The organism is Kitasatospora sp. A2-31 (genome assembly GCF_022288725.1).
In the GTDB taxonomy this organism is placed as follows: domain Bacteria; phylum Actinomycetota; class Actinomycetes; order Streptomycetales; family Streptomycetaceae; genus Kitasatospora.
The window spans coordinates 252,973-275,706 of sequence record NZ_JAKNTA010000007.1; the positions used below are offsets into that span (position 1 = coordinate 252,973).

General features: G+C 75.6%; 16 protein-coding genes. 11 read left to right on the forward strand and 5 right to left on the reverse strand.

Annotation, left to right across the window (positions count from 1 at the left end):
• Positions 1 to 177 precede the first annotated feature (177 nt).
• From MCM47_RS43345 to MCM47_RS21405, 8 genes are all read left to right on the forward strand, one after another.
• Positions 178 to 2,439: a tetratricopeptide repeat protein gene (locus tag MCM47_RS43345; protein ID WP_238863256.1), complete on the forward strand. Its 2,262-nt coding sequence runs from the start codon at positions 178 to 180 to the stop codon at positions 2,437 to 2,439.
• Positions 2,440 to 2,700: 261 nt separating this feature from the next.
• On the forward strand, positions 2,701 to 3,816 hold the full coding sequence (ald, locus tag MCM47_RS21375) for an alanine dehydrogenase (protein ID WP_238863257.1): 1,116 nt from the start codon (positions 2,701 to 2,703) through the stop codon (positions 3,814 to 3,816).
• Between the two features lie 527 nt (positions 3,817 to 4,343).
• A complete protein-coding gene (locus MCM47_RS21380) occupies positions 4,344 to 5,411 on the forward strand; it encodes a ParA family protein (protein ID WP_374209186.1) in 1,068 nt (355 codons plus the stop codon).
• Positions 5,408 to 6,148, forward strand: a complete 741-nt coding sequence (locus MCM47_RS21385) for a hypothetical protein (protein ID WP_238863259.1) — start codon at positions 5,408 to 5,410, stop codon at positions 6,146 to 6,148. The genes MCM47_RS21380 and MCM47_RS21385 overlap by 4 nt, the downstream gene beginning before the upstream one ends.
• Before the next feature lie 209 nt (positions 6,149 to 6,357).
• On the forward strand, positions 6,358 to 7,320 hold the full coding sequence (locus MCM47_RS21390) for a ScpA family protein (RefSeq protein WP_238863260.1): 963 nt from the start codon (positions 6,358 to 6,360) through the stop codon (positions 7,318 to 7,320).
• A gap of 584 nt (positions 7,321 to 7,904) precedes the next feature.
• Positions 7,905 to 8,498: an SMC-Scp complex subunit ScpB gene (locus tag MCM47_RS21395; protein ID WP_238863440.1), complete on the forward strand. Its 594-nt coding sequence runs from the start codon at positions 7,905 to 7,907 to the stop codon at positions 8,496 to 8,498.
• A gap of 64 nt (positions 8,499 to 8,562) precedes the next feature.
• The gene (locus tag MCM47_RS21400) at positions 8,563 to 9,825 is read left to right on the forward strand and encodes a pseudouridine synthase (RefSeq protein WP_238863261.1); all 1,263 of its coding nucleotides are present in this window, start codon (positions 8,563 to 8,565) and stop codon (positions 9,823 to 9,825) included.
• 269 nt (positions 9,826 to 10,094) lie between these two features.
• Complete coding sequence (locus tag MCM47_RS21405; RefSeq protein WP_238863262.1) at positions 10,095 to 11,078, forward strand: helix-turn-helix domain-containing protein; 984 nt, start codon at positions 10,095 to 10,097, stop codon at positions 11,076 to 11,078.
• 107 nt (positions 11,079 to 11,185) lie between these two features.
• On the opposite strand, the gene MCM47_RS21410 is transcribed toward MCM47_RS21405, so the two are convergent.
• From MCM47_RS21410 to MCM47_RS21420, 3 genes are all read right to left on the reverse strand, one after another.
• The gene (locus MCM47_RS21410; RefSeq protein WP_238863263.1) at positions 11,186 to 11,548 is read right to left on the reverse strand and encodes a DUF952 domain-containing protein; all 363 of its coding nucleotides are present in this window, start codon (positions 11,546 to 11,548) and stop codon (positions 11,186 to 11,188) included.
• A gap of 205 nt (positions 11,549 to 11,753) precedes the next feature.
• The gene (locus MCM47_RS21415; protein ID WP_238863264.1) at positions 11,754 to 13,301 is read right to left on the reverse strand and encodes a mucoidy inhibitor MuiA family protein; all 1,548 of its coding nucleotides are present in this window, start codon (positions 13,299 to 13,301) and stop codon (positions 11,754 to 11,756) included.
• Positions 13,302 to 13,304: 3 nt separating this feature from the next.
• On the reverse strand, positions 13,305 to 15,734 hold the full coding sequence (locus tag MCM47_RS21420; RefSeq protein WP_238863265.1) for a DUF4139 domain-containing protein: 2,430 nt from the start codon (positions 15,732 to 15,734) through the stop codon (positions 13,305 to 13,307).
• Between the two features lie 421 nt (positions 15,735 to 16,155).
• Here MCM47_RS21420 and MCM47_RS21425 point away from each other — a divergent pair, with 421 nt between their 5' ends.
• From MCM47_RS21425 to der, 3 genes are all read left to right on the forward strand, one after another.
• Positions 16,156 to 17,241: a prephenate dehydrogenase gene (locus MCM47_RS21425; protein ID WP_238863266.1), complete on the forward strand. Its 1,086-nt coding sequence runs from the start codon at positions 16,156 to 16,158 to the stop codon at positions 17,239 to 17,241.
• Positions 17,242 to 17,476: 235 nt separating this feature from the next.
• Positions 17,477 to 18,190, forward strand: coding sequence for a (d)CMP kinase (gene cmk / locus MCM47_RS21430; protein ID WP_238863267.1), 714 nt, complete (start codon positions 17,477 to 17,479; stop codon positions 18,188 to 18,190).
• Between the two features lie 291 nt (positions 18,191 to 18,481).
• Entirely contained in the window at positions 18,482 to 19,936 is a 1,455-nt protein-coding gene (gene der / locus MCM47_RS21435) for a ribosome biogenesis GTPase Der (protein ID WP_238863268.1), read from the forward strand.
• Positions 19,937 to 20,122: 186 nt separating this feature from the next.
• On the opposite strand, the gene MCM47_RS21440 is transcribed toward der, so the two are convergent.
• Both MCM47_RS21440 and MCM47_RS21445 read right to left on the reverse strand, forming a co-directional pair.
• The gene (locus tag MCM47_RS21440) at positions 20,123 to 20,905 is read right to left on the reverse strand and encodes a hypothetical protein (protein ID WP_238863453.1); all 783 of its coding nucleotides are present in this window, start codon (positions 20,903 to 20,905) and stop codon (positions 20,123 to 20,125) included.
• Positions 20,906 to 21,402: 497 nt separating this feature from the next.
• Positions 21,403 to 22,278, reverse strand: coding sequence for a hypothetical protein (locus MCM47_RS21445; protein ID WP_238863269.1), 876 nt, complete (start codon positions 22,276 to 22,278; stop codon positions 21,403 to 21,405).
• Positions 22,279 to 22,734: the final 456 nt, after the last annotated feature.

The following is a 22,734-nucleotide window of genomic DNA, read 5'->3' on the forward strand; positions in this document are numbered from 1 at the left end:
GCGGGGCGCTCCGGTGGCCGCCTCGGGCGCGGCGGGTTGGCCCGTGGGGGTGATTTACCGGTTCGTACGACCGGATGTCACGTCGGCTGCGCCGGACGGTCGAACTACGCTTCGCAGACAGGGCGCCCGTCCCGGGCCGCCTCCGCTGAGCGCTGGGTGACGTCGGGAGTGGCACGGGTGGCGAGGAAGACGGCGACGATGGACCCGGGCCCCGGCGCACCCGTCGCGGGCGTTCCCGGACTGGACCGGCTGCCGGTCGGGCCCTCGCTGCTGGTCGGCCGCCGCGCGGAGCTGGCCGCCTTGCGGGCCGCCGCCGTGCGGCCGTCCGACGGGCGCAGCCCGGTGCTGGTGCTGGCCGGCCGCCCGGGCTCCGGCCGTACCACGCTGGCTGTCCGGTTCGCCGTGACGGTCGCGGCCGACTACCCCGACGGCATCCTGTTCGCCCGCCTCTCCTCGCCGGACGGCGGCCGGGTGCCGCCCGCCCGTGCCGCGCGCCGGCTGCTGGAGCAGCTCGGTGCGGACGGCGCCGGCGTCCCGCTGCCCGGGGCGGTCGAGGACGGCCGGGACGAGCCGGCCTGCGTGGCCCTGCGGGAGGCCCTGGCCGGGCGGAAGGTGCTGGTGCTGCTGGACGACGTCCGGGACGCCGGGCAGGTCTGGCCGCTGGTCGCGGACGAGCCCGGCTGCCTGGTGCTGGCCACCACCGCCGGGCCGCTCACCGGGATCGAGGACATCGACCCGGTCATCCTCGGCGGCCTGGACCGGCAGGCCGCCGCCGAACTGCTGGGCGACCTGGTCGGCGGGACCCGGATCAGCTGTGACCCGGTCGGTGGGGCCGACCTCGCGGAGGCCTGCGCCTCCCGGCCGGCCGCACTGCGGTTGATGGCGGGGTGGCTCAGGAGCAATCCGGAGCTGGCCGTCACGGACGCGGCGCGGGAGCTGGCGGAGGCGGTCCGTGAGGCGGACGGGAAGCCCACGGGCGGCCCGGGCCGGAAGGGGCCTGCGGCGGGATCGGCCGCCGGGCCGTCGACGACGGCGGGGGCTGCGGGGGCTGCGGCGGTCGTCGTCGACGGGGCCGGTGCCGCCGGTGCCGCGGGTGCCGCCGGTGCCGCAGGAAAGGGGACGGCGGGAGCGGGGACGGCAGGAGAGGCGTCGGTGCGGAAGGGGCCGCTCGGGAAGGGCCGGCCCGGCAGGGCCGCGGCGGCCGGGGTCCGGGCCGGTCGCGGGGCCGGGACGGGCACGGGGGGCGGGCCCGCCGCCGGGGAGCAGGCACCCGCCGGGCCGGCACGGAACGAGGCGCCCGCCCCGGCCCGGCCGGCGACCGACCCGGCCGCCTGGGTGAAGCCCGCGCCGGAGCCCGCCGAGCCCGTGCCCGTGCCCGACAACGACCCGCTGATCGGCGCCTTCACCCTCCTCTACCGCACGCTGCCCGCCCACCAGGCCAGGATGCTGCGCGCCCTGACTCTCGCTCCCGCCCAGTCCGCCGACCTGCGCACCGCCTCCGCCCTGGTCGGCTGCCCGGCGCCGGAGGCCGCCGCCACGCTGGCCGCCCTCGCCGAGCGGGAGCTGCTCGCAGAGGAGCCGCCCGCCGCCGACGGCACCCCCCGCTACCGGGTGCCCGGCCGCCTCCACGCCCGATTGGTGCGGCTGCGCGAGGCCGAGGACCGGCCCGCGGAGGTCGAGCTGGCCCGGGCCCGGCTGCTGGAGCGGCTGGTCCGGCTCACCGACTCCGCCCGTGCGCTGCTCGACCCCGCCGACGGGCCCGGTCCGGAGCCGCTGCCCGGTCCGCTGCGGCTGCGTTCGGCCGCCGAGGCCCGCGCCTGGCTGCTGGGCGAGCGCGACGTCCTGCTCGGCGCGGTCGCCGACGCGATCGGCCAGGGCGACCTGGACGGTTCGGCCGGCCGGCTGGTGACCGCCCTGCTCAGGGCGCTGCCGCTGACCGGCGCCGCCGCGCCCGCCGACCTCTACCAGCTGCACGAGCTGGTGCTGACCGTCGCCGAGCGGCACGGCAAGCCCCGCCGCGCCTCCGCAGCCCTGCTCAACCTGGGCGACCTGCAGGCCGGGGCCGGCCGTTGGGAGCAGGCGGCGGCGCACTACCGGGCCGCCCTGGAGCACGCCCGCTCCGCCGACGACGAGGCGCTCTGCGCCCGGGCGCTGGAGGGCGCGGCCGGCTGCCACCGGGCGCTCGGGGACGCCGTGCGCGCCGCCGACTGGTACGGCCGGGCGCTCGGCCTGCGGCAGTCGATGGGCGACCAGGCGGCGGAGGCCCGGCTGCTCGCCCGGGTGGCCGAGGCGCACACCGCGCAGCGCCGTTTCGACGAGGCCGAACGGGAGTACCGGGCGTCCCTCGGGGTGCTGCGGCGCCTCGGCGACGAGCGCGGTCGTCAGGCGGTCGGGGCCGCCCTCGCCGAGCTGCGGGAACGCCTCGACGCCGGGTGGTAGCGAGCGGTTCGGGAGTATTGTCGAAGATGCCCGGTTGGGACGGCTTTGGCGGGAAGATCGTCTTGGAAGCCTACGAACCTGCCAATGCATCTCGCAGATTTATTCACTTTGGAAGGCTGACACGCCGACTGGGCTTCATTACACTCGAACTCAGTCGCGCAGCGATCCATGCCTCCGCTCTGCCCGGAGGCTTCCCCCCGTGCGCGTCGCCCGCCGGTCTTCTCCGGTAGGGACCCCCATGGCAAGAGGACGTGTTTAGCCGTGAAGGTCGGCATCCCCCGCGAGGTCAAGAACCACGAGTACCGCGTGGCCATCACGCCCGCCGGCGTGCATGAGCTGGTCCGCAACGGACACGAGGTCTACATCGAGGACAACGCCGGTCTCGGCTCCTCGATCCCCAACGAGGAGTACGTGGCCGCCGGCGCCACCATCCTCCCCACCGCCGACGAGGTGTGGGCCACCGCCGACCTGCTGCTGAAGGTCAAGGAGCCCATCGCTGAGGAGTACCACCGTCTGCGCAAGGGCCAGACCCTCTTCACGTACCTGCACCTGGCGGCCGACCGCGCCGGCACCGACGCGCTGATCGCGTCCGGCACCACCGCGATCGCCTACGAGACCGTGCAGCTCGCCAACGGCGCCCTGCCGCTGCTCGCCCCGATGTCCGAGGTCGCGGGCCGTCTCGCCCCGCAGGTCGGCTCCTACCACCTGATGCGCCCGGCCGGCGGCCGCGGCGTGCTGCCCGGCGGCGTGCCCGGTACCCACCCGGCCAAGGCCGTCGTCATCGGCGGTGGCGTCTCCGGCTGGCACGCGGCCACCATCGCCATCGGCATGGGCTACGACGTGACCCTGCTCGACCGTGACATCAACAAGCTGCGCGAGGCCGACAAGATCTTCGGCACCAAGATCAAGGCCATCGCCTCCAACTCGCTGGAGCTGGAGAAGGCCGTCCTGGACGCCGACCTGGTCATCGGCGCCGTGCTGATCCCGGGCGCCAAGGCCCCCAAGCTCGTCACCAACGAGCTGGTCTCCCGCATGAAGCCGGGCTCCGTGCTCGTCGACATCGCCATCGACCAGGGCGGCTGCTTCGAGGACTCGCACGCGACCACGCACGCCGAGCCGACCTTCCAGGTCCACAACTCGGTCTTCTACTGCGTGGCCAACATGCCGGGCGCCGTTCCGAACACCTCCACCTACGCGCTCACCAACGCGACGCTGCCGTACGTCGTCGAGCTGGCGAACCGTGGTTGGAAGGAGGCGCTGCGCCGCGACGCCGCGCTGGCCAAGGGCCTGAACGTGCACGAGGGCCAGATCACCTACGGCGCCGTCGCCGAGGCCTTCGGCCTGGAGTCCGTCTCCCTGGAGAGCGTCCTCGCCTGACGTCCGACCCCCGGTCCGGGCCGGGTCCGCGCCGCGCAGGCGCCGGACCCGGCCCGGCCGTGCCGCTTCCCCGGGAGCTCCCCGGGAGTGGTTCGCAGGCCCCCGACCCTCCCTCCTGCCCGCCCGCGGGCCGGAGGACCCCGTTCCCGGGTCGGGGGCTTCGCCATGCCCGTGAACAGGGGGTTGCATCGGCGGGTCGCTCTGTCGTCAATTTCTGTGGGTCGCGTCACCCGACCGCAGAAACGTTAGGGTCAAGAGCCCTCGCATCCCTTGACAGAGGGTCGCCCGGCAGTCGACACATCCGGCCCACTACCGTGGATTGTGTTGCTGCGAACGCCTTGAACGGCCTAGAGTCGCAAACCGTCGGCATGCTGCCACGCTGACGAATCGACATAGAGTCCTGGATGCCCAAGGAGGTAAGACGACTTGTGAATGAGTCGACATTTGCTCCCGGGGGTGGTCAGCCAGGACTGGCGGAGCACACCGCCGGCCAGCCGAGTGAGGAGTCCGGGGCCCGGCAGGCCACCGTGGGCTCGGCCGAGGTCGGCTCGGTCGCACTCCGTACCTTCGAAGCACGCCAGAACACAGCACAGGTGACCACGGTGACCGACTACGACGCCGACCTGCCGGCCTACGGCCTGGCCTACGGCGAGATCGCCTACGGCGCCTACGACGACCCGGACGCCGAGTACGAGCCGGACCCGGAGTACGCCGCCACGCTGGCCCCCGACGCCGCGCGCCAGCGCCGCGAGCGGGTCGGCCCGACCGGCCGTCCGCTGCCGTACTTCCCGATCCCCGCGCCGGTGGCCGAGCACGGCCCCGCGCAGATCATCGCGATGTGCAACCAGAAGGGCGGCGTCGGCAAGACCACGTCGACCATCAACCTGGGTGCGGCGCTGGCCGAGTACGGCCGCCGCGTGCTCCTCGTCGACTTCGACCCGCAGGGCGCCCTCTCGGTCGGCCTCGGCGTCAACCCGATGGAGCTCGACGTCACCGTCTACAACCTGCTCATGGAGCGGGGCCTGACGGCCGATGAGGTGCTGCTGAAGACGGCCGTGCCGGGCATGGACCTGCTGCCGTCCAACATCGACCTCTCCGCCGCCGAGGTGCAGCTGGTCAGCGAGGTGGCCCGGGAGTCCGCCCTCGCGCGCGCCCTGAAGCCGCTGCTGCCCGACTACGACTACGTCATCATCGACTGCCAGCCCTCGCTGGGCCTGCTGACGGTCAATGCCCTGACGGCCGCTCACAGCGTCATCGTCCCGCTGGAGTGCGAGTTCTTCGCGCTGCGCGGTGTCGCGCTGCTCACCGAGACCATCGAGAAGGTCTGCGAGCGCCTCAACCCCGAGCTGCGCCTGGACGGCATCCTCGCCACCATGTACGACTCGCGCACCGTGCACAGCCGCGAGGTGCTGGCACGCGTCGTCGAGGCGTTCGGCGACCACGTCTTCCACACCGTCATCGGGCGCACCGTGCGCTTCCCGGAGACCACCGTCGCCGGCGAGCCGATCACCACGTACGCGACCAACTCGGTCGGTGCCGCCGCCTACCGCCAGCTCGCCAGGGAGGTGCTCGACCGGTGCCGCCCCGCCGAGTGAGTCTCCCGGGTGCCGACGAGCTGTTCCGGACCACCGGGGGGATGGCGCTGTCGCCGTCCCTCGCGCCGCGTCCGGCCGCCGAGGCGCCCAGACCGGAGACCGCGCGGACCGTCAACGGTGCCGGCGGCAGTCCCGTCGGCGGGACCGGCGCGGACGGCACGGCCGGCACGGACGGCGAGGGCGTCCAGGGGGCCGTCGACGGGGCCCCCGGGGGCACGGACGCCGCGGGCGGGCCCGGAAGGGCCCGGGAGCGCCGCGGCGCGGGTGCCGCGACGGTGCCCGCTCCGGCGCAGCCGGGCGGCGCGCACGGGGCCGGAACGGGCGCCGGGGGCGCGCAGGGCGCTTCCCAGGGCGGCGGGGCCGTCGGGGCGCCGGGCGGTGCGGCCGGTGGCGTGGCGGGTGCCGCGCAGGCCGTGGGCAGCCGGACCGCCGCCTCCGCTGCGCGCCAGCACGCGGCCGCGGCCGAGGAACAGGCGGGCGCCGCGGGGCGCCCCCGGCCGCGCGGCCGGGCACCGCGCCGTCCCAGCGGGCGGGAGCGGCACGACGAGAAGATCACCGTGTACGTCTCGGCCGAAGAGCTGATGGACCTGGAGCACACGCGACTGGTGCTGCGCGGTGAGCACGGCCTTGCGGTGGACCGCGGCCGGATCGTCCGGGAGGCCATCGCCGTGGTGCTGGCCGACCTGGAGCAGCGCGGCGAGGCGAGCATCCTGGTCCGGCGGCTGCGCGGGCGCTGACGCGCCGGGGCGCCGGGGCGCTCCGGGACCGGGTGCCGAGCTGCGGGGGCTGGGTACGGGGTCCGGGGGCGCGGGATCTGGGCGCAGGGCGCGGAGCCGTGAGGGCGCGGGTGCGCCGGGCGCGGATGCCGGGCGCAGGTGCGCCGGGCGCGGCGTGGCGGTGGCCCCGGCGTGGGGCGGGTGGCGGGTCCGGGTGAAGATGGACCGTCATGCCGAGCAGCCTGGAACCGCCCGCCCCCGTCGGGACCGCCCCCGAGGGGGCAGCTCCCTCGGGGACCGCCCCGGTCGGGGCGGTCCCCGGGGGCACCGCCACCGAGACCGTCGAGAGCACCGACGAGTCGCGGGGCGGCTTCCGGGTGCGGCTGCAGAACTTCGAGGGCCCTTTCGACCTGCTGCTCAGCCTGATCTCCAAGCACAAGCTCGACGTCACCGAGGTGGCGCTGGCGACCGTCACCGACGAGTTCATGGCGCACATCCGGGCCATGGGCCCGGACTGGGACCTCGACGCCGCGACCGAGTTCCTGGTGGTCGCCGCGACCCTGCTCGACCTCAAGGCCGCCCGTCTGCTGCCCGCCGCCGAGGTCGAGGACGAGGAGGACCTCGCCCTGCTGGAGGCGCGCGACCTGCTCTTCGCCCGCCTGCTGCAGTACCGGGCGTACAAGCGGGCGGCCGCCCTGTTCGGCGAGCGCTGGGCCGCCGAGCTGCTCCGGCGCCCGCGGACCGTCGGACTGGAACCGCACCACGCGCAGCTGCTGCCGGAGGTCGTGATCGGCATCGGCGCGGAGCGGTTCGCGGAGCTGGCGGCCCGGGCCATGGCACCGAAGCCGAAGCCGGTGGTCTACGTCGACCACATCCACACCCCCCCGGTCAGCGTGCGGGAGCAGGCCGGGCTGGTCGTCGACCTGCTCACCGAGCTGGGCGAGGCGTCCTTCCAACGGCTCGTCGCGGACGCGCCGGACACGCTGGTGGTGGTCGCCCGGTTCCTGGCCCTGCTGGAGCTCTACCGCGAACGGGTGCTCGACTTCGACCAGCCGGAGGCGCTGGGTGAGCTGCTGGTCCGCTGGGTGGCCGAGGCGGACCGGGGCGCGGTCGAGGTGACGGACGAGTTCGACCGGCCCGCGGGCGAGTCCGTGGACCGGGCGGAGCGGGAGAAGAAGGAGGAGCGGCGATGACGGGTGGTGCCGAGGGCGGCGGGCGGCCGGCGCGGCGGCCGCTGGGTGTCCCCGGACAGCCGCGCGCCGAGGAGTGGCTGGAGCCGGCACCCGGCGTGGTGCCGGTCGGCGCGGACCGGCCGGAGCCGGGGCAGGAGCCGGCACCCGGGCCTGGGCCGGAGCCGGAGCCCGGGCCTGGGCCGGAGCCGGAGCCCGGGCCTGGGCCGGAGCCGGCACCCGGGCCTGGGCCGGAGCCGGAGCCCGGGCCTGGGCCGGAGGCCGTCGGGGGTGAGCCGGCGAGCGGCGCGGCGCAGGCCGTCCGGCCCGCGGTGAGCCCGGTGGCCGTGGCGGCCGTGGCGGGCACGGCGGCTCCGGCGCCCGTGGCGGACCCGCTCGTCGTGCACCAGAAGTCGGCCCCTTCGACCTCCCGTGCCGGTGCCGCGGGCAGGGCGGCCGGGCGGCCGGGCCCTGCGCAGGGCATCGAGCGGGGCGATGGGCCGGGACTCGGGCCGCAGGCCGGCGAGAGCGCGGGTACGGGCGAGGGCGAGGGCGGGGGCTTCGGCCCGGCCGGACCCGGGCTCAGGGCCGAGCTGGAGGCGATCCTGATGGTCGTCGACGAGCCGGCCTCGGAGGGCCACCTGGCGTCCGTGCTGGAGCGCCCCCGGGCGGAGGTGACGGCGGCGCTGCGCGACCTCTCCGCCGAGTACACCGCCCAGGGCCGGGGCTTCGACCTGCGGCTGGTGGCCGGAGGGTGGCGGTTCTACAGCCGGGCCGAGTGCGCGCCGGCCGTCGAGCGCTTCGTCCTGGACGGCCAGCAGGCCCGGCTGACCCAGGCCGCTCTGGAGACCCTGGCCGTCGTCGCCTACCGTCAGCCGGTGTCCAGATCGCGGGTCTCGGCCGTCCGGGGTGTGAACTGTGACGGCGTGATGCGTACCCTGGTACAGCGAGGACTGGTGGAAGAGGCCGGATCCGAGCCCGAAACAGGTGCGATCCTGTATCGGACGACGAACTACTTCCTGGAACGGATGGGGCTCCGCGGCCTGGATGAGCTGCCGGAGCTCGCTCCCTTCCTGCCCGAGGTCGACGACGTGGAAGCGGAGTCCCTGGAGGGCACGATGATCGCGGAGGCGGTCGCCGCCGCTGCCGTGCAGGCCGCGGACGGCAGTGGCGAGGCCGATCGGGCTGCGCCTGATCGGTAGGGGGCGGTGAGGTCGGCCGAAACGACCGCACAGCCCAGACGGAAAACGACGTACGGACACTTTGATGCGTAGCAGTGGCAACGGCAGGAACAGCAGCGGCGGCGGCAGCGGTCGCGGCGGACAGGGCGGGGGCCGGGGCGGCGGCTCCTACGGGGGCGGCTCCGGCCGCGGTGGCTCGTACGGCGGCGGATCCGGTTCCTCGCGCGGCGGCGGCGCCGGCCGCGGCGGATCGGGCCGGGGCGGGTCCGGCGCCCCGCGGGGCGGCTCGTACGGCGGCGGCTCGGGCTCCTCGCGCGGCGGTTCGTACGACCGGCGCGACGACCGGCGCGACGACCGCCGGTACCCGGACCGCCCGCTGCGCCCCGAGGAGCGGCGCTACGACCGCCCCGAGTACGGCGGCGGCCCCAACGCCACCCCCGCCCGCGGCGGCTACGCCGGGCGCCGCCCCGGCCCGGCCCCGCGCCCGCGCCGTGAGGGCCAGGGCGCCCCGGGCGACCCGCGCCGCCAGCCGCAGCGCTCGCGCGAGCTGCAGGCGCGGATCGAGGACGCGGTGCTCGCCCGGCACGACAAGCCGGCCGTGAAGCTGCCCAAGACCTTCGGCGAGCCCGAGGGCGAGCGCCTGCAGAAGGTCCTGGCGCGCGCCGGCGTCGGCAGCCGCCGCGCCTGCGAGGAGCTGATCGAGCAGGGCCGGGTCGAGGTCAACGGCAAGCTCGTCACCGAGCAGGGCAAGCGTGTCGACCCGCAGAAGGACGAGATCAAGGTGGACGGCCTGACCGTCGCCACCCAGTCGTACCTGTTCTTCGCGCTGAACAAGCCGGCCGGCGTGGTCTCCACCATGGAGGACCCGGACGGCCGCCAGTGCCTCGGCGACTACGTGACCAACCGCGAGACGCGGCTGTTCCACGTCGGCCGTCTGGACACCGAGACCGAGGGCATCATCCTGCTCACCAACCACGGCGAGCTGGCCCACCGCCTCACCCACCCGCGGTACGGCGTGACCAAGACCTACCTGGCCGCGATCCAGGGCCCGATCCCGCGCGACCTGGGCAAGCAGCTCGCGCAGGGCATCGAGCTGGAGGACGGGTTCGCCCGGGCCGACAGCTTCAAGGTCGTCTCCAACGTCGGCAAGAACTACCTCGTCGAGGTCACCCTGCACGAGGGCCGCAAGCACATCGTCCGCCGGATGCTGGCCGAGGCCGGCTTCCCGGTCGAGAAGCTGGTGCGCACGCACTTCGGCCCGATCGCCCTGGGCGACCAGAAGTCCGGCTGGCTGCGCCGTCTGACCAACCCCGAGGTCGGCCAGCTGATGCGCGAGGTCGGTCTGTAGCCCGGCCGACGCTCCGGTCGGGTCGGTCGCGCAGTCGCCGGACCGGCCTGCGCCTTCGGGCCTAAGCGTGACAAGGGCCTCCCCGCCGAGTGGCGGGGAGGCCCTCACGCCGTTCGGCGGGTCCTGCTGTGAGCCGGGACGCATCGCCTGGTCACCGGCTTGTCAGCGCGATGATCCGTGGCCGAGGATTGCCACCTGACCGCGGCCCGCCGAGTGGCGGGAGTGCGCCACGGTGGCGCGGGCGGGAGGCGAGACGGGGGAGCGGCGTCGTGTCCGATGCACCACTCAGCGCACTGGGACTGGCCGCACCGGACGGACGGGTCTACGCGGCGCTGGTGGCCAATCCGCAGTCGACGGCGGAGGACCTGGCGGTCGCGTGCGGGCTGACCCTCCAGCAGAGCGTGCGCGCTCTGGACCGGCTGGCGCAGCACGGCATGGCGACCCGCGCCCCGGTGGACCGGCACCGGTTCCTGCCGGTGGCCCCGGACGTCGCGATAGGCACGCTGATCGGCCACCGCGAGTCCGAACTGCGGCATGCCCGCGCCGAGATGCACCGTCTGATGGACGCCTTCCGGGAGGCCTCGCGCTACACCGACCCGGCGCACTCGGTCGAGGTGCTGACCGGCGGGGAGGCGATCGCCCAGCGGCTGGAGCACATCACCGAGACCAGCCAGTACCAGGTGCGCGGCTTCGACTGCCCCCCGTACATCCAGGACCCGGTGGCCAACATCCCGCTGCAGCGCCGGCGGATGAAGGAGGGGCTGCGGTTCCGGACCATCTACGACCGGGAGGCGGTGGCCTGGCCGGGCCGGCTGGAGAAGAACATCCTGGTCGGCGTCGCGGACGGCGAGGAGGCGCGGGTCCGGCCGGCGCTGCCGATGAAGATGATCATGTCGGACGACCGGATGGCGATCATCCCGATCAGTGTGGGGGACAGCGTCCTCGACGCCGCCTACGTCATCCACCCGTCCGCGCTGCTGCAGGCGCTGGACACGCTGTTCGAGGCGGAGTGGGAGCGCGCCGTCCAGCTCCAGGCCGCGATCGGGGCGGGGGAGGAGGCGCTGGAGCCGGAGGCCGACCACCGCAAGCTGCTGGGCCTGCTCGCGGCCGGCCTCACCGACGAGTCGATCGCCCGCTCGCTCGGCTGGAGCGCCCGGACCACCCAGCGCCGGCTGCAGAGCCTGATGCGCGAGCTGGGCGCCACCACCCGGTTCCAGGCCGGTATGGCGGCCCGGGAGCGCGGCTGGCTCTGACCCCGGCCGTCGCCGCAGCGCCGGCCGCCGCCTCGCCGGCCCCCCCCGGCCGTCGTTGGCACACCTGTGGGCGCCGGCACCCCGGCCGTGGCGCTGCCCGCGCGGGCTCAGCTCCAGGGGGTGAGGCTCGCCCAGCGGCCGTCCGGGCCACGCTCGACCTTCTCCAGGCCGATCACGGCGGACCGGTTCAGCCGCCCGTAGATGTGGGGGAACAGCACGCCGGGCGTGGCCCCGGGCGGCGGTGCGCCGTGCGGCGCCTCCCACTTGACCATCGGCTCCACCAGCGACTCCTCGATCAGCAGCGCCATCAGCGGCTCGCGGGCGTCGGCGAAGAAGGCGTTGGCCACCGCGAGTGCCGTCTGTTCGTCCGCCGAGCAGTGGATGAACCCGTCGGTGAGCAACGAGGCGGTGGCGTACGGCCGGCCGGGGTCGGCCAGCCAGTCGTCCAGGGGGGCGAGGTGCAGGATCATGGTTCTGTTGTACCCGAGCCGGTAGCCGAGCGGACGTCCGGGACTGAGCGGGTGTCACGGCGGCGGGTCGCCGGACGGTCCCGCCGGAACGCCCGGCCGCTGCGCCCGGCCGCGTCCGTGGCCGCGGACGCGGCCGGAGGAATCGGGGCCGGAGGAATCGGGGCCGGAGCCGGAGCCGGGGACGCGGTCGGGGTCGGGGCCGTCGTCACAGGCCGGCCACCTTCGAGGAGGCGGAGACCTCGTACACCAGCGTGACGGTGCGGTGCGCGCCCGGACCCAGCGGGACGTCCCAGCGGGCGATGCCCTCGGCGTCGAAGGCGTCGGGGGCCGGCCGGCAGTCCTCCTTGCGTAGCCGCACCTCCACCGCGGACACCTCGGAGACCGGCACCCGCTCGCGCACCGCGACCAGCTGCTCGTCCTGCTCCTCCGGACCGGAGAAGCGGGAGATGTGCAGCCGGACCGTCCGGGTGGTCACCTGGCGCTGGCTGAGACCGGTGGTGGCCTGGCTCTCCTCGGCCTCGCGGACCACCCGGTAGCCGTCGGAGCTGCCGAAGGCCAGCTCGGCGTCGGCGCCCGCCGCCGTGAACGGCAGCTCGCCGCGGCCGGTGAAGCCGCTGCCGCGGACCAGTTCGACCGGGCCGACCAGCAGCGCGTGCCCGGACGCGTTGCGGAACCGCACCACCTGGGTGACCAGCGGGGACAGCTCCGGCGCGCAGGCGTACTCGGTGGTGGCCGGCACGGTGAAGGCGCCCAGCGGCACCCGGTGCGCCCGGCCGTCCGAGGGCACCGACGCCGGCGCGGGCGCGCGCAGCACCCGGACCTCGCCGCCGTCGTCCACCCCGGGCACCTCGCCGGACGGTCCGAGCGTGCCGATCGCCTCCTCGCGCAGCTCGACCTCGACGGTGCGGCGCTCCTCGGCGCTGCGCTCGCGCAGCGTCAGCCGGTCCTCGGCCAGCGCGGGCGGTTCGGTGGCCAGCGCGGATCGGGCCGTGGACAGGGTGAGCCGGGCGTCCGTCCAGTCCTCCCCGGTGCGCTGCCAGACCACGGCCTCCGACTCCAGCCGCAGGGTGCCGTCGACCAGGGTGGCCCGGTAGGAGGGGCGCCAGAGGGCGCACGGAACCAGGTGGCTGACGGTCAGCCGGGCCGGTCCGGCGGTGGCGGCCTCGACGGTGAGGTCGAGGTGGGCGACGAGCTCGGCCGGCTCCTCCTCGGCCTGGTCGAGCGCGATCCGGGCCCGGGTGGCGTCCTCCTCGAGCCGGCGCAGCCGGGAGCGGACGGCGCGCAGCTCCTCGCCGTACCGCTCGCGTTCGCCGTCCACCCGGTCCAGTTCGCGCGTCCAGCGGGCCCGTTCGACCTCGCCGGCGCCGGCGCCCTCGCCGACCTCGCGCAGCAGGTCGGCGGAGAGCTGGGCGAGCAGCGCCAGCCTGGCCTGGAGGCGGTCGCGCAGCTGCTCCTCGCGGCGGGTCCGGCGTTCGAGTTCGTGCACCCGGTGGCGCAGCTCGGAGTCGTCGGGGCCGGGCGCCCGGGGAGCGGGTGGGGTCCAGGCGCGCACGATGCGGGCGTCCAGGACACGGGTGCCCGTGGCGTCCGCCTCGGCGCGCAGGGTGCGGTCGACGGCGAGCGCGGTGATCGGTCCGAGGCGCAGCCGCTGGACGCCGGCGGAGAGCTCGACGGTGGCGGTGCGCTCGACGTGGCTGCGGTCCTCCAGGCAGGTGACGGCGGTGACCGGGAGGGGGGCGGTGGTGCTGGTCATCGTTCAGTTCCTCCGGTTTCCGCCGACGATGGCCTTGCCGGCCGGGATTCTGATCTGGAAGTCGCCGTCGAGCTCGGCCCGGCCGCCCGGCGGCAGCTCGACGCGCCACAGCCGGGTACCCGGCGGGTACTCCGGGGCGGGGCTCGCGGGCGCCTGCCAGTCGGCGCGCTCCTCGATCCGGATGTCCGCGTCCGAGGCGACCGGCACCCGCTCGCGGACCTCGACGGTGACCGGCCGCCCGAGCCGGTTCGCCAGCTCGACGTGCACCCGGTGGTCGAGCAGGGTGGTGTTGTTGAGCATGCCGGCGGTGGACTCGCGCAGCTCGGTGCGGCGCACCACCTCGATGCTCTCGGCCACGCCGATGCCCAGCCGGCGGGTGCCGCCGGGGGCGAGGGTGGGCAGCGCGGCGGTGAGCAGGAACTCGCCGTCGACGGTGACCTCCACCGGCCCGGCCAGCACGGCCTGCGCGGTCGGGTTGGCGAGCACGACCGTGCTGTAGACCTTCTCCTCGACGGAGGGCACGGTGACGTACTCAGGGCGGACGGACAGCGGGATCTCGCCGATGGTGACGGTGTGCCAGGTGCCGTCCGACGGGATGTCGGCGGGTGCGGCGGCGTCGAAGCGGTGGTCGAAGGAACCCGCGGAGGCGCGCGGCGGTACGGCGTGGCGGGGCAGCGGCAGGGCGGCCACCGAACGGGCGACGTTCGCCGAGTGCTGCCGGGCCGGCGTGGACCGCCCGGCCGTGGGCGTTCGCAGCGTGCCGCGTCGGCCGGCCGGCTGCTCGGGGCCGGACAGGACGAGGGCCGGGTAGTCGAGCAGCGCGGCGTCGGGAGTGAGCGGCGCGAACGGCTCGGCGGAAGGCTGGGCGGCGGGTTCGGCACCGGCTCCGCCGGCGTCGGGCCCGCCGGGGCCGCCGTACCCGGCGAAGTGTGCGGTGGCGTCGCCGGCCGGTGCGGCGAGGGTGGGGCGCGTCGCCGGGCGGGAGGCGCGTCTGGCGCGCGCCGGGGCGCCGCCGGGAGCCGCCGGCGCGGGGGGCGGCGGTGCGGCGGGGGCCGGCGCCGGCGCGACGGCGGGCGGCGGCAGCGGGCCGCCGGGCTGCGGGGGCGGCGGCCCGCCGTACCCGGCGAAGCCGGCCTGCAGGAAGTCCGGTCCCTCGGTGTCCAGGGCGTGGCCCGCCCGCGGGGCGGCGGCCGTCACGGGGGCGGGCGGCGCGGCCGTGACCACGGCGGTGGCCACGGCCGGGCGCTCGGGCGCGGGCCGCGGGCCCGCCGCGTCGTAGCCGGTGAAGAGGTCGGCCAGGCCGCCCGGGGTCTCGCGCCAGCCGGACGGCGGCGGGACCGGCTGGCTGCGGCCGATCCGCAGCGAGCGGAGCTTGGGGAGGTCGGTGCGCCGGTCCAGGTCGGCGGTGGAGAGGGCGAGCCGGACGCCGGTCCAGTCCTCGCCGGTCCGCTGGGCGACGGAGGCGCGCAGGAGCAGCTGCCCGGTGTCCGCGCCCTGGTGGTAGGAGAGGCGGTAGGCGGGTACCCAGCGGGCGCCGGGGACGCCGTACTCGAGTTCGAGCTCGATCTCGGCGGCGTCGGCGGCGGCGTCGGCGGCGGTGCCGTCGGCGGGGGTGGTGCTGGCGGGGGTGGTGCTGGCGGGGGTGCCGTCGGCAGAGGTGGTGTCGGCTGGGGTGGCGGCATCCGGGAGGGCTTCGGTGCCGGGGAGAGCCGCGGTGCCGGGGAGCGGAGCACTGCCGTCGGCCGGGCTGCCGCCGGGAGCGGCGGCCGCACCCGGGGTGGCGGTCGCGGCCGGGCTGGCGAGCGTGACCAGCACGGTGGCCGAGGTGTCGACGGGGTGGGCCGGCTCGGCGGTGGAGGAGCGCTCCAGCCGGTCGGCGAGCACCGCGGACTCGTGCTCGGCGGCCTCCAGGTCCCGGGTCAGTTCCTCGGCACGCCGCTGGAGCCGGTCGAGGCGCTCGTCGACGAACTCGGCAAGCTCCAGCCAGGCGTCGGCGGGCGTCCGGCGCAGCGGCTCGTCCTTGCGCCGCGGCGGCGGCACCGCACGCAGGGCGGCCGTCTCGGCGATGGTCGCCAGGGCCAGCCGGTGCCGCTCGCGGACGGCGTGCTCGTGCTCCCGCGCCTCGTCCAGCCGACGGCGCAGCTCCGGGAGTTCGTCGCGGCTGCGGAGTTCGGCTACCGGTTCGAGGCGGGCCTCGGTGACGGCGGTGCCAGGTGGTCCGTCCAGCACCCGGGCGCGCAGCGACCGGCCGTCGAGCACGCGGGGCAGGCCGGTCAGCCGGAGCCGGCCGTTCGGCGGCAGCGCCACCCGGGCCCGGCGGCGGCAGACCGCGCCGGCGGCGTAGACCACGACGGAGTCGAGCACCGACGGGTGGGCCGGTACCTCGGGCCCGTCCGATCGCTTCCTGTTCTCTGCCCTGTGCTGGTCGTTCACCCGGCCTGCCCCTTCGTTCGCGCTGTCCCGCGCCGAATCGCGCGCTGCCGCCCCCTGAGCGGTCAGTCTGCCTCGCTTCGGTGCGGGCGTCGCTGGATTTCGTCCTGCGTGGCGTGTGCGTTCCGGCCCGCGTCCTGCCGCGGGCCCGGTGGTGGTGGTCTCCGTGCCCCTCGTCGCGGTGGTCGTGACCGTGGTTGTGGTCGATTGCGGTGTGCGGTTGCGGTTGCGGTCGTGAGGTGGTCGTGGTCGTCGTCGAGAGAGGGGACGGGGCAGTGGGCCCGGCGGTTGCGGCGTGACCTCGCGGTGGCGGTGGCGGTGGCGATGGCGATGGCGGTGTCACGGTGGCGGTGGGGACGGGGCCGGGGATGCGAGAGGATGGGGCGAGCACGCCCAGGCCAGCCGTGAGGAGAGCCAACCCGCCATGCGCACTGCCGTCGTCGTCGGTACCGGACTCATCGGGACGTCCGCCGCGCTCGCCCTGACCGGACGCGGGCTGACCGTCCATCTGGAGGACGCCGACCCGGACGCGGCCCGGACCGCCGCCTCGCTCGGCGCCGGCACCACCGAGCCCGCCGACGGCCCGGTGGACCTGGCGATCATCGCCGTGCCGCCCGCGCTGGTCGGCAAGGTCCTCGCGGACTGCCAGCGGCGCGGCCTGGCCCGCTGGTACACCGACGTCGCCAGCGTGAAGGACGGCCCGCGCGCGGAGATCGCCGCGCTGGGCTGCGACACCGTCCACTACATCGGCAGCCACCCGATGGCCGGGCGCGAGCGCTCCGGCCCGCTGGCCGCCCGCGCCGACCTGTTCGAGGGGCGGCCGTGGGTGCTCACCCCCACCCCCGACACCGACACGGAGACGCTGAACGCCGTCCTGGAGCTGGTCGCCCTCTGCGGTGCGATGCCGATCGTGATGGACTCGGCCGCCCACGACCGCGCCGTCGCCCTGGTCTCGCACGCCCCGCAGCTGGTCTCGTCGCTGGTCGCCGCGCGGCTGGAGCACGCCGACGAGACGGCCATACGGCTCTCCGGCCAGGGCGTCCGGGACGTGACCCGCATCGCCGCCTCCAATCCCGGCATGTGGGTGGACATCCTCTCCGCCAACGCGGGCGCCGTCGCCGACATCCTGGAGGAGGTCGCCGCAGACCTGGGTGACACCGTCACCGCGCTGCGGGCGCTCCAGACCGCCGAGGAGGGCGAGCGCCGGGCCGGGGCGGCCGGGATCGCGGACGTCATGCGGCGCGGCAACACCGGCCAGGCCCGGATCCCCGGCAAGCACGGTGCACCGCCCACCCGGTACGAGACGGTGGCCGTGGTGCTCGGCGACCAGCCCGGCGAGCTCGGCCGCCTCTTCGGCGAGGTCGGGGCGGTGGGCGTGAACATCGAGGACGTCGCCATAGAGCACTCCACCGGCCAGCAGGTCGGCTTCGTCCAGCTGTCGGTCGCCCCGGCCGCGGTGAAGCCGCTGACGGCGGCGCTGCGGGCGAGCGGCTGGAGCGTCCGGGACTGAACCCGGCCGGGGCCCTCCCGGCCTGCGGCGGGGCCGCGGCCCGGGGTCCGGACCGGGGCCGCGGATCGGGGGCCGCCCTGGGGTCCGCCCTGGGGTCCGGGCCGGGGGCCGCCCCCGGGCGGGGCGGCCTTTCGCGCCGGTCCATTAACCTTGAGGTAGACAACCCCGGGTTTCACGCTGCGCGGAATCAGGTCGCGCGGGTCCGGGCCCCAGGCTTCAGAGAGAGGTTCGCCCCGTGGACACTGCCGACCAGGCGCACGCCCCGGTCGTCGTCGCCATCGACGGACCCTCCGGCTCCGGCAAGTCGACCGTCTCGCGGGCGGTCGCCGCCCGGCTGGGGCTCAGCTTCCTGGACACCGGTGCCATGTACCGGGCGATGACCTGGTGGATGCTGACCAACGACGTGGACGTCACCGACGCCGACGCCGTGGCCGTCGCCTGCGGCAAGCCGGTGATCGTCTCCGGAACGGACGCCGAGGGACCGACCATCACCGTGGACGGCCAGGACGTGTCCGGCCCGATCCGCGGCCCCGAGGTGACGGCGCACGTCAGCGCCGTGTCCGCGGTGCCGGCGGTGCGGACCCGGCTGGTGGAGCTGCAGCGCGGCTGCGCCGACGTAGCCGAGCGCGGCATCGTCGCCGAGGGCCGGGACATGGGCACCGTGGTGTTCCCGGACGCCACCGTCAAGATCTTCCTCACCGCCTCGGAGACGGCCCGCGCCCAGCGCCGCGCCGCCGAGCTGCGGGCGAAGGGGGTGGACGAGGCGACCATCACCGCGATGGCCGCCGACCTCGCCCGCCGCGACGCCGCCGATTCCTCCCGGGAGACGGCGCCGCTGACCCAGGCCGCGGACGCGGTCCTGGTCGACACCAGCGAGCTCACCCTGGAGCAGGTGATCGGCACGATCGCCTCCCTCGTGGAGGAGCGCGCCGGGCTGTCGGCCGTCTGATGCCGTCGGCCGGCTGATCCCGCTCCGGTCCTCTCCGGACGGTGATCGGACGGAGGTCCGGCCGCGGTCGGAGCCGGAGCCGGTCCGGTCGTTCGGCCGGTCGGTCCGGTCGGTCCGGTCGGCCGGGTCGCCCTGGTCGGCTCGTCCGGGCTTTCGAGGGCCGGCCGGCCCCATGCAGGAAGCGGGGTGCCACCGAGGCATCCCGTCGCAGTACTCGCGCTGCCCCGAGCGGGGCAGGTACGCACGGCGCGCCCCTGGGAAGGGCCGGGCCGGGAAACGGAAAACACGAACATGACCGCAGAGCACCCCACCGCCGGCCACGGCGAGCTGGACGCCGCCGAGTACGCCGAGTTCATGGCGATCGCCGCCGAGGAGGGCTTCGACCTCGAGGATGTCGACGGCCTCGGCGACGGCAGCCACGCGCCGCTGCCGGTGCTGGCCGTCGTCGGCCGCCCGAACGTCGGCAAGTCGACGCTAGTGAACCGCATCATCGGCCGCCGTGAGGCCGTCGTCGAGGACAAGCCGGGCGTCACCCGCGACCGGGTCAGCTACGAGGCGTCCTGGAACGGCCGCCGCTTCAAGGTCGTCGACACCGGCGGCTGGGAGATCGACGTCCTCGGCATCGACGCCATGGTCGCCGCCCAGGCCGAGCTCGGCATCGAGACCGCCGACGCGGTGCTCTTCGTGGTCGACGCCACCGTCGGCGCGACCGACACCGACGAGGCCCTGATCAAGATCATCCGCCGGGCCGGCAAGCCGACCGTGCTCTGCGCCAACAAGGTCGACGGCCCGTCCACCGAGGCCGAGGCCGCCTACCTGTGGTCGCTCGGCCTCGGCGAGCCCTACCCCGTCTCCGCCCTGCACGGCCGCGGCTCCGGCGACCTGCTCGACGCCGTGATGGCCGCCCTGCCGGAGGCCCCGCCGCAGACCTTCGGCGACGCCGCCCCCGGCGGCCCGCGCCGCGTCGCGCTGATCGGCCGTCCGAACGTCGGCAAGTCCAGCCTGCTCAACAAGGTCGCCGGCGAGGAGCGCGTCGTCGTCAACGAGCTGGCCGGCACCACCCGCGACCCGGTCGACGAGATGATCGAACTCGGCGGCAAGACCTGGAAGTTCGTCGACACCGCCGGCATCCGCCGCCGGGTCCACCTGACCGCCGGCGCCGACTTCTACGCCTCGCTGCGCACCTCCTCCGCCCTGGAGAAGGCCGAGGTCGCGGTGGTCCTGATCGACGCCAGCGAGACCCTGGCCGAGCAGGACACCCGGATCATCTCGATGGCCGTGGAGGCCGGCCGCGCCGTCGTCATCGCCTACAACAAGTGGGACCAGCTGGACGAGGAGCGCCGCTACTACCTGGAGCGCGAGATCGAGCGCGACCTCGTCCAGGTCCAGTGGGCGCCGCGGGTGAATGTCTCGGCCAAGACCGGCCGGCACATGGAGAAGCTCGTCCCGGCGATCGAGACCGCGCTGGAGGGCTGGGAGACCCGTATCCCGACCGCGCGGCTGAACGCCTTCCTCGGCGAGCTGGTCGCCGCCCACCCGCACCCGATCCGCGGCGGCAAGCAGCCGCGCATCCTCTTCGGCACCCAGGCGGGCACCCGTCCGCCGCGCTTCGTGCTGTTCGCCTCCGGCTTCCTGGAGGCCGGCTACCGCCGCTTCATCGAGCGCCGCCTGCGGGAGGAGTTCGGCTTCGTGGGCACGCCGATCTCGATCTCCGTCCGGGTGCGCGAGAAGCGCAAGAAGAAGTAGGACGAACGCGGCGACGCGCGTCGCGCAACGACGAGGAGGGCCTCGCCACTTCGGTGGCGGGGCCCTCCCGCGTGCGGGGGCCGTCTGGCCGTGGGGTGGGGGGAGAGGCGCATGGGACCCAGGCAGGTGGATGCTGCGGGTCCTTGAGCGACGGCTGCTGCGGGGGCAGGCCGCGGCCGCGCAGGATCAGTGCTGGTCGCCGCCGCGGCCCGGGGGGAGCGAGAGGAGGTTCCGGTGGCGGCCGCCGGTCGCCGGGCCGGCGGTGGCACCGGCGCCCGTACCGCCGAGCGGTGCCGGGGAGGGGGTGGGCGTCGGCATCGGGTGCGGGACCGGGCCGAGGTAGCCCGCCGCGACCCAGCCCTGTCCGTTGGCGAACTGGCCCGTGGGCTGAGCGGGTTGGCCGCCGGAGGGAGTCGAACCGCCGTGGCCGGTGGCCTGGGTGTGCGACGCGGGCGCGGGGTGGCTCTGGGCGTGGGCGAGATGGCGGTCGGCGGGCGCGGCGTGGCCGGTGCCGTCGCTGGTGGGGTCGGCCGGGTGGGCGCCGGGCGCGGTCGGCGCGGCGTACGCGGCAGCGCCGGTGTGCGTGGCGCCGCCGGTGTGGGCGGGGCCGGTGTGGGCGGAGTTGGTGTGGGAAGTGCCGCCGTGGGAGGGGTGGCCGCCGTGCGTCGTGTGGCCGCCGTGCGTCGCGTGGCCGGCCACGCCGGGGCCGGTCTGCTGGCTGGGCATGAACTGAGGGAGGCCGAGCGCCTGGCCCCCGTACGTCTGGAAGGACTGCTGCTGCGGGGAGTACGACCGCGGCTCGCCGAAGAGCGGGTAGCCGTCCCGGACGGCGAAGCCCGTGAACTTCAGGTTCTCCTCGCCCGAGCGGTCGCCCGGCAGGGCCCGGAACAGCCGCCGGTACTCGGAGTACAGCTCGTCGTAGATCGGCGTCGTCGAGTGGGGGTTCTCCGCGTCGTACGACGGGCGCATGCCCGGGATGGCAGGTGGGACGGTGGTGGATCGGCGCTGGGATGCGGAGACGTCGTAGCTGTACACACAAGGGCCAACGAGCGAGAGCCCGGGGGGATGCGGGCTCCGCAGGCCGGAGGCGGCAGTTCGGGGCACGAGGCTGGCCCGGGAGATGGGCAGCCGGGGGCCGGCAGTGCCGGGGGTGGCGCAGCCCGGGGCCGGCAGTGCGGGCGGGGGGCACCCGGTGTCGGCAGTGGGGGAGGTGGCGCACCAGGGGTGGGCACTCGCCCGGACGGAAGACGGCCGGTGCCGATCGGGCCGACGATCGGCACCGGCCTGGCAGCGCCCGACCGCGGGCGGGAGTCCGCGGGCGGCGTTCGGTGGGGTCGGTGCGGGGGTGGAACGCGGGTCGAACCGGAGGCGGGCCCTGGGCGTGAGCCCGGGGCGTGGGGCCCCGCCGGAGCCCGTCGGGCTCAGCCGGGCGCTTCACGGGTGCGGCCCGGCCGTCCCCGGGCGGCTCAGGTGCCGGCGAGCGGCAGCGAAGCGGCGACCACCTGTCCGAGGGCCACGGCGCGCTCCAGCGCCTGCCGGAGCAGGTCCTCGCGCGGCTGCCGGCCGACCATGCCGGCCGGCACGGCGTACATGGTCACCTGCGCCATCTGACTGGCCGCGATCCGCCAGGCCTCGGTGACCTGGAGCGGCTGGTGCGCCTGCCACCACCCCGTGCTGCCGCCGGCCGCGGCGGGCTGCAGGATCGCGTGCAGCTTGCCCATCGCCACCAGCACCGACCAGCCGGGCAGCTGGTCCGGCGTCTTGTTGAGATCGGTGACGAGCTGGAATCCCGCGTCCTGCAGGAGGTCCAGGAACTCGTCGGTACCGGAGGTGTTGCCCGGCCGCCCGACCGGTCCGGTGGGCTCGACCACCAGCGAGGCGTGGCCGGTCTCCCCGTGCAGGACGAGCCCGCACGTGATGCCGAGGATGGCGGCCTGCCCGGGGGCGCTGGGCTGCTCCAGCGCGCCGTCCGGCCGGCCGCCGAGCGCGGCGGACCCGGTGGGTTCCGGGGCGGCGCCCGGCGAGGGCACCGCCGGGGCGCTCGCGGCCGCCGGGGTGCCGACCTGGGACTGGCTGATGCTGCGGACGGCGCCGACCAACTGCTCCTCGGCGACCGGCACCACCTGGGAGGGGATGCAGCGGGCGTGCGCGAACGCGAGCACCGCGGTCTCCTCGCCGACGAACAGCACGGTGCTGGTGGGCTCCTGGAGCGAGTCGCCGGGCGTGCGGCAGGAGGTGCACTCGTAGCTGTCGGGCGCGTGGGCGCCACCGAGCAGGCGGTCGGCCTCGTCGTCGCCGATCTCGGACCGGACTTCGTCGCTGACGTCGAGCATGCGCGGCACTTGGAACTCCTCGGGATGTCGGGATGTGGGAAGGGAACGGGCGAATGACGAGGTGGGACGGGTGCGGGGTGTGGGCTTGGTGCGGGGTCCTGGGGGCCGGGTCCTGGGGGCGGTGTGCTGGGTGCGGGGTCAGGTGCGGGCGAGTGGGCGAGCGCGTTCGGGCGGAGAGGCTGTAGCGGGCGGTTCGCGGGCGGGCCGCGGGGGCGAGTCGCAAGGGCGGGCAGGGGACCGTTTGTGGCCGCCTCTACCAACGGACCCCTGTGGCAGGGGTCACGGGTGGTCGCCGAGGCTGACGGTTATTGCCCCGGAATCGATCGCCGGGAGTGTTCTCATGGTCGCAATGTGTCGATGTCGGCGACGGGACTGCCGGAATGAAGCCGTGAGGTGGGTCACGGCTCGCCGATGTTTGATCTAGGAAATGACGGCCAAAACGGACAAATGGGGCGCCATTGAAAG

Bases quoted from the DNA above. Each gene is read 5' to 3' on its own strand.
- MCM47_RS21395 (WP_238863440.1), top strand. From the start codon at position 7,905: ATGGTCGTCGACGAGCCGGCCTCGGAGGGCCACCTGGCGTCCGTGCTG.
- MCM47_RS21390 (WP_238863260.1), top strand. From the start codon at position 6,358: ATGCCGAGCAGCCTGGAACCGCCCGCCCCCGTCGGGACCGCCCCCGAG.
- MCM47_RS21440 (WP_238863453.1), bottom strand. From the start codon at position 20,905: ATGCGCCCGTCGTACGACGCGGAGAACCCCCACTCGACGACGCCGATC.
- MCM47_RS21425 (WP_238863266.1), top strand. From the start codon at position 16,156: ATGCGCACTGCCGTCGTCGTCGGTACCGGACTCATCGGGACGTCCGCC.
- MCM47_RS21400 (WP_238863261.1), top strand. From the start codon at position 8,563: ATGCGTAGCAGTGGCAACGGCAGGAACAGCAGCGGCGGCGGCAGCGGT.
- MCM47_RS21415 (WP_238863264.1), bottom strand. From the start codon at position 13,301: ATGACCAGCACCACCGCCCCCCTCCCGGTCACCGCCGTCACCTGCCTG.
- der (WP_238863268.1), top strand. From the start codon at position 18,482: ATGACCGCAGAGCACCCCACCGCCGGCCACGGCGAGCTGGACGCCGCC.
- MCM47_RS21410 (WP_238863263.1), bottom strand. From the start codon at position 11,548: ATGATCCTGCACCTCGCCCCCCTGGACGACTGGCTGGCCGACCCCGGC.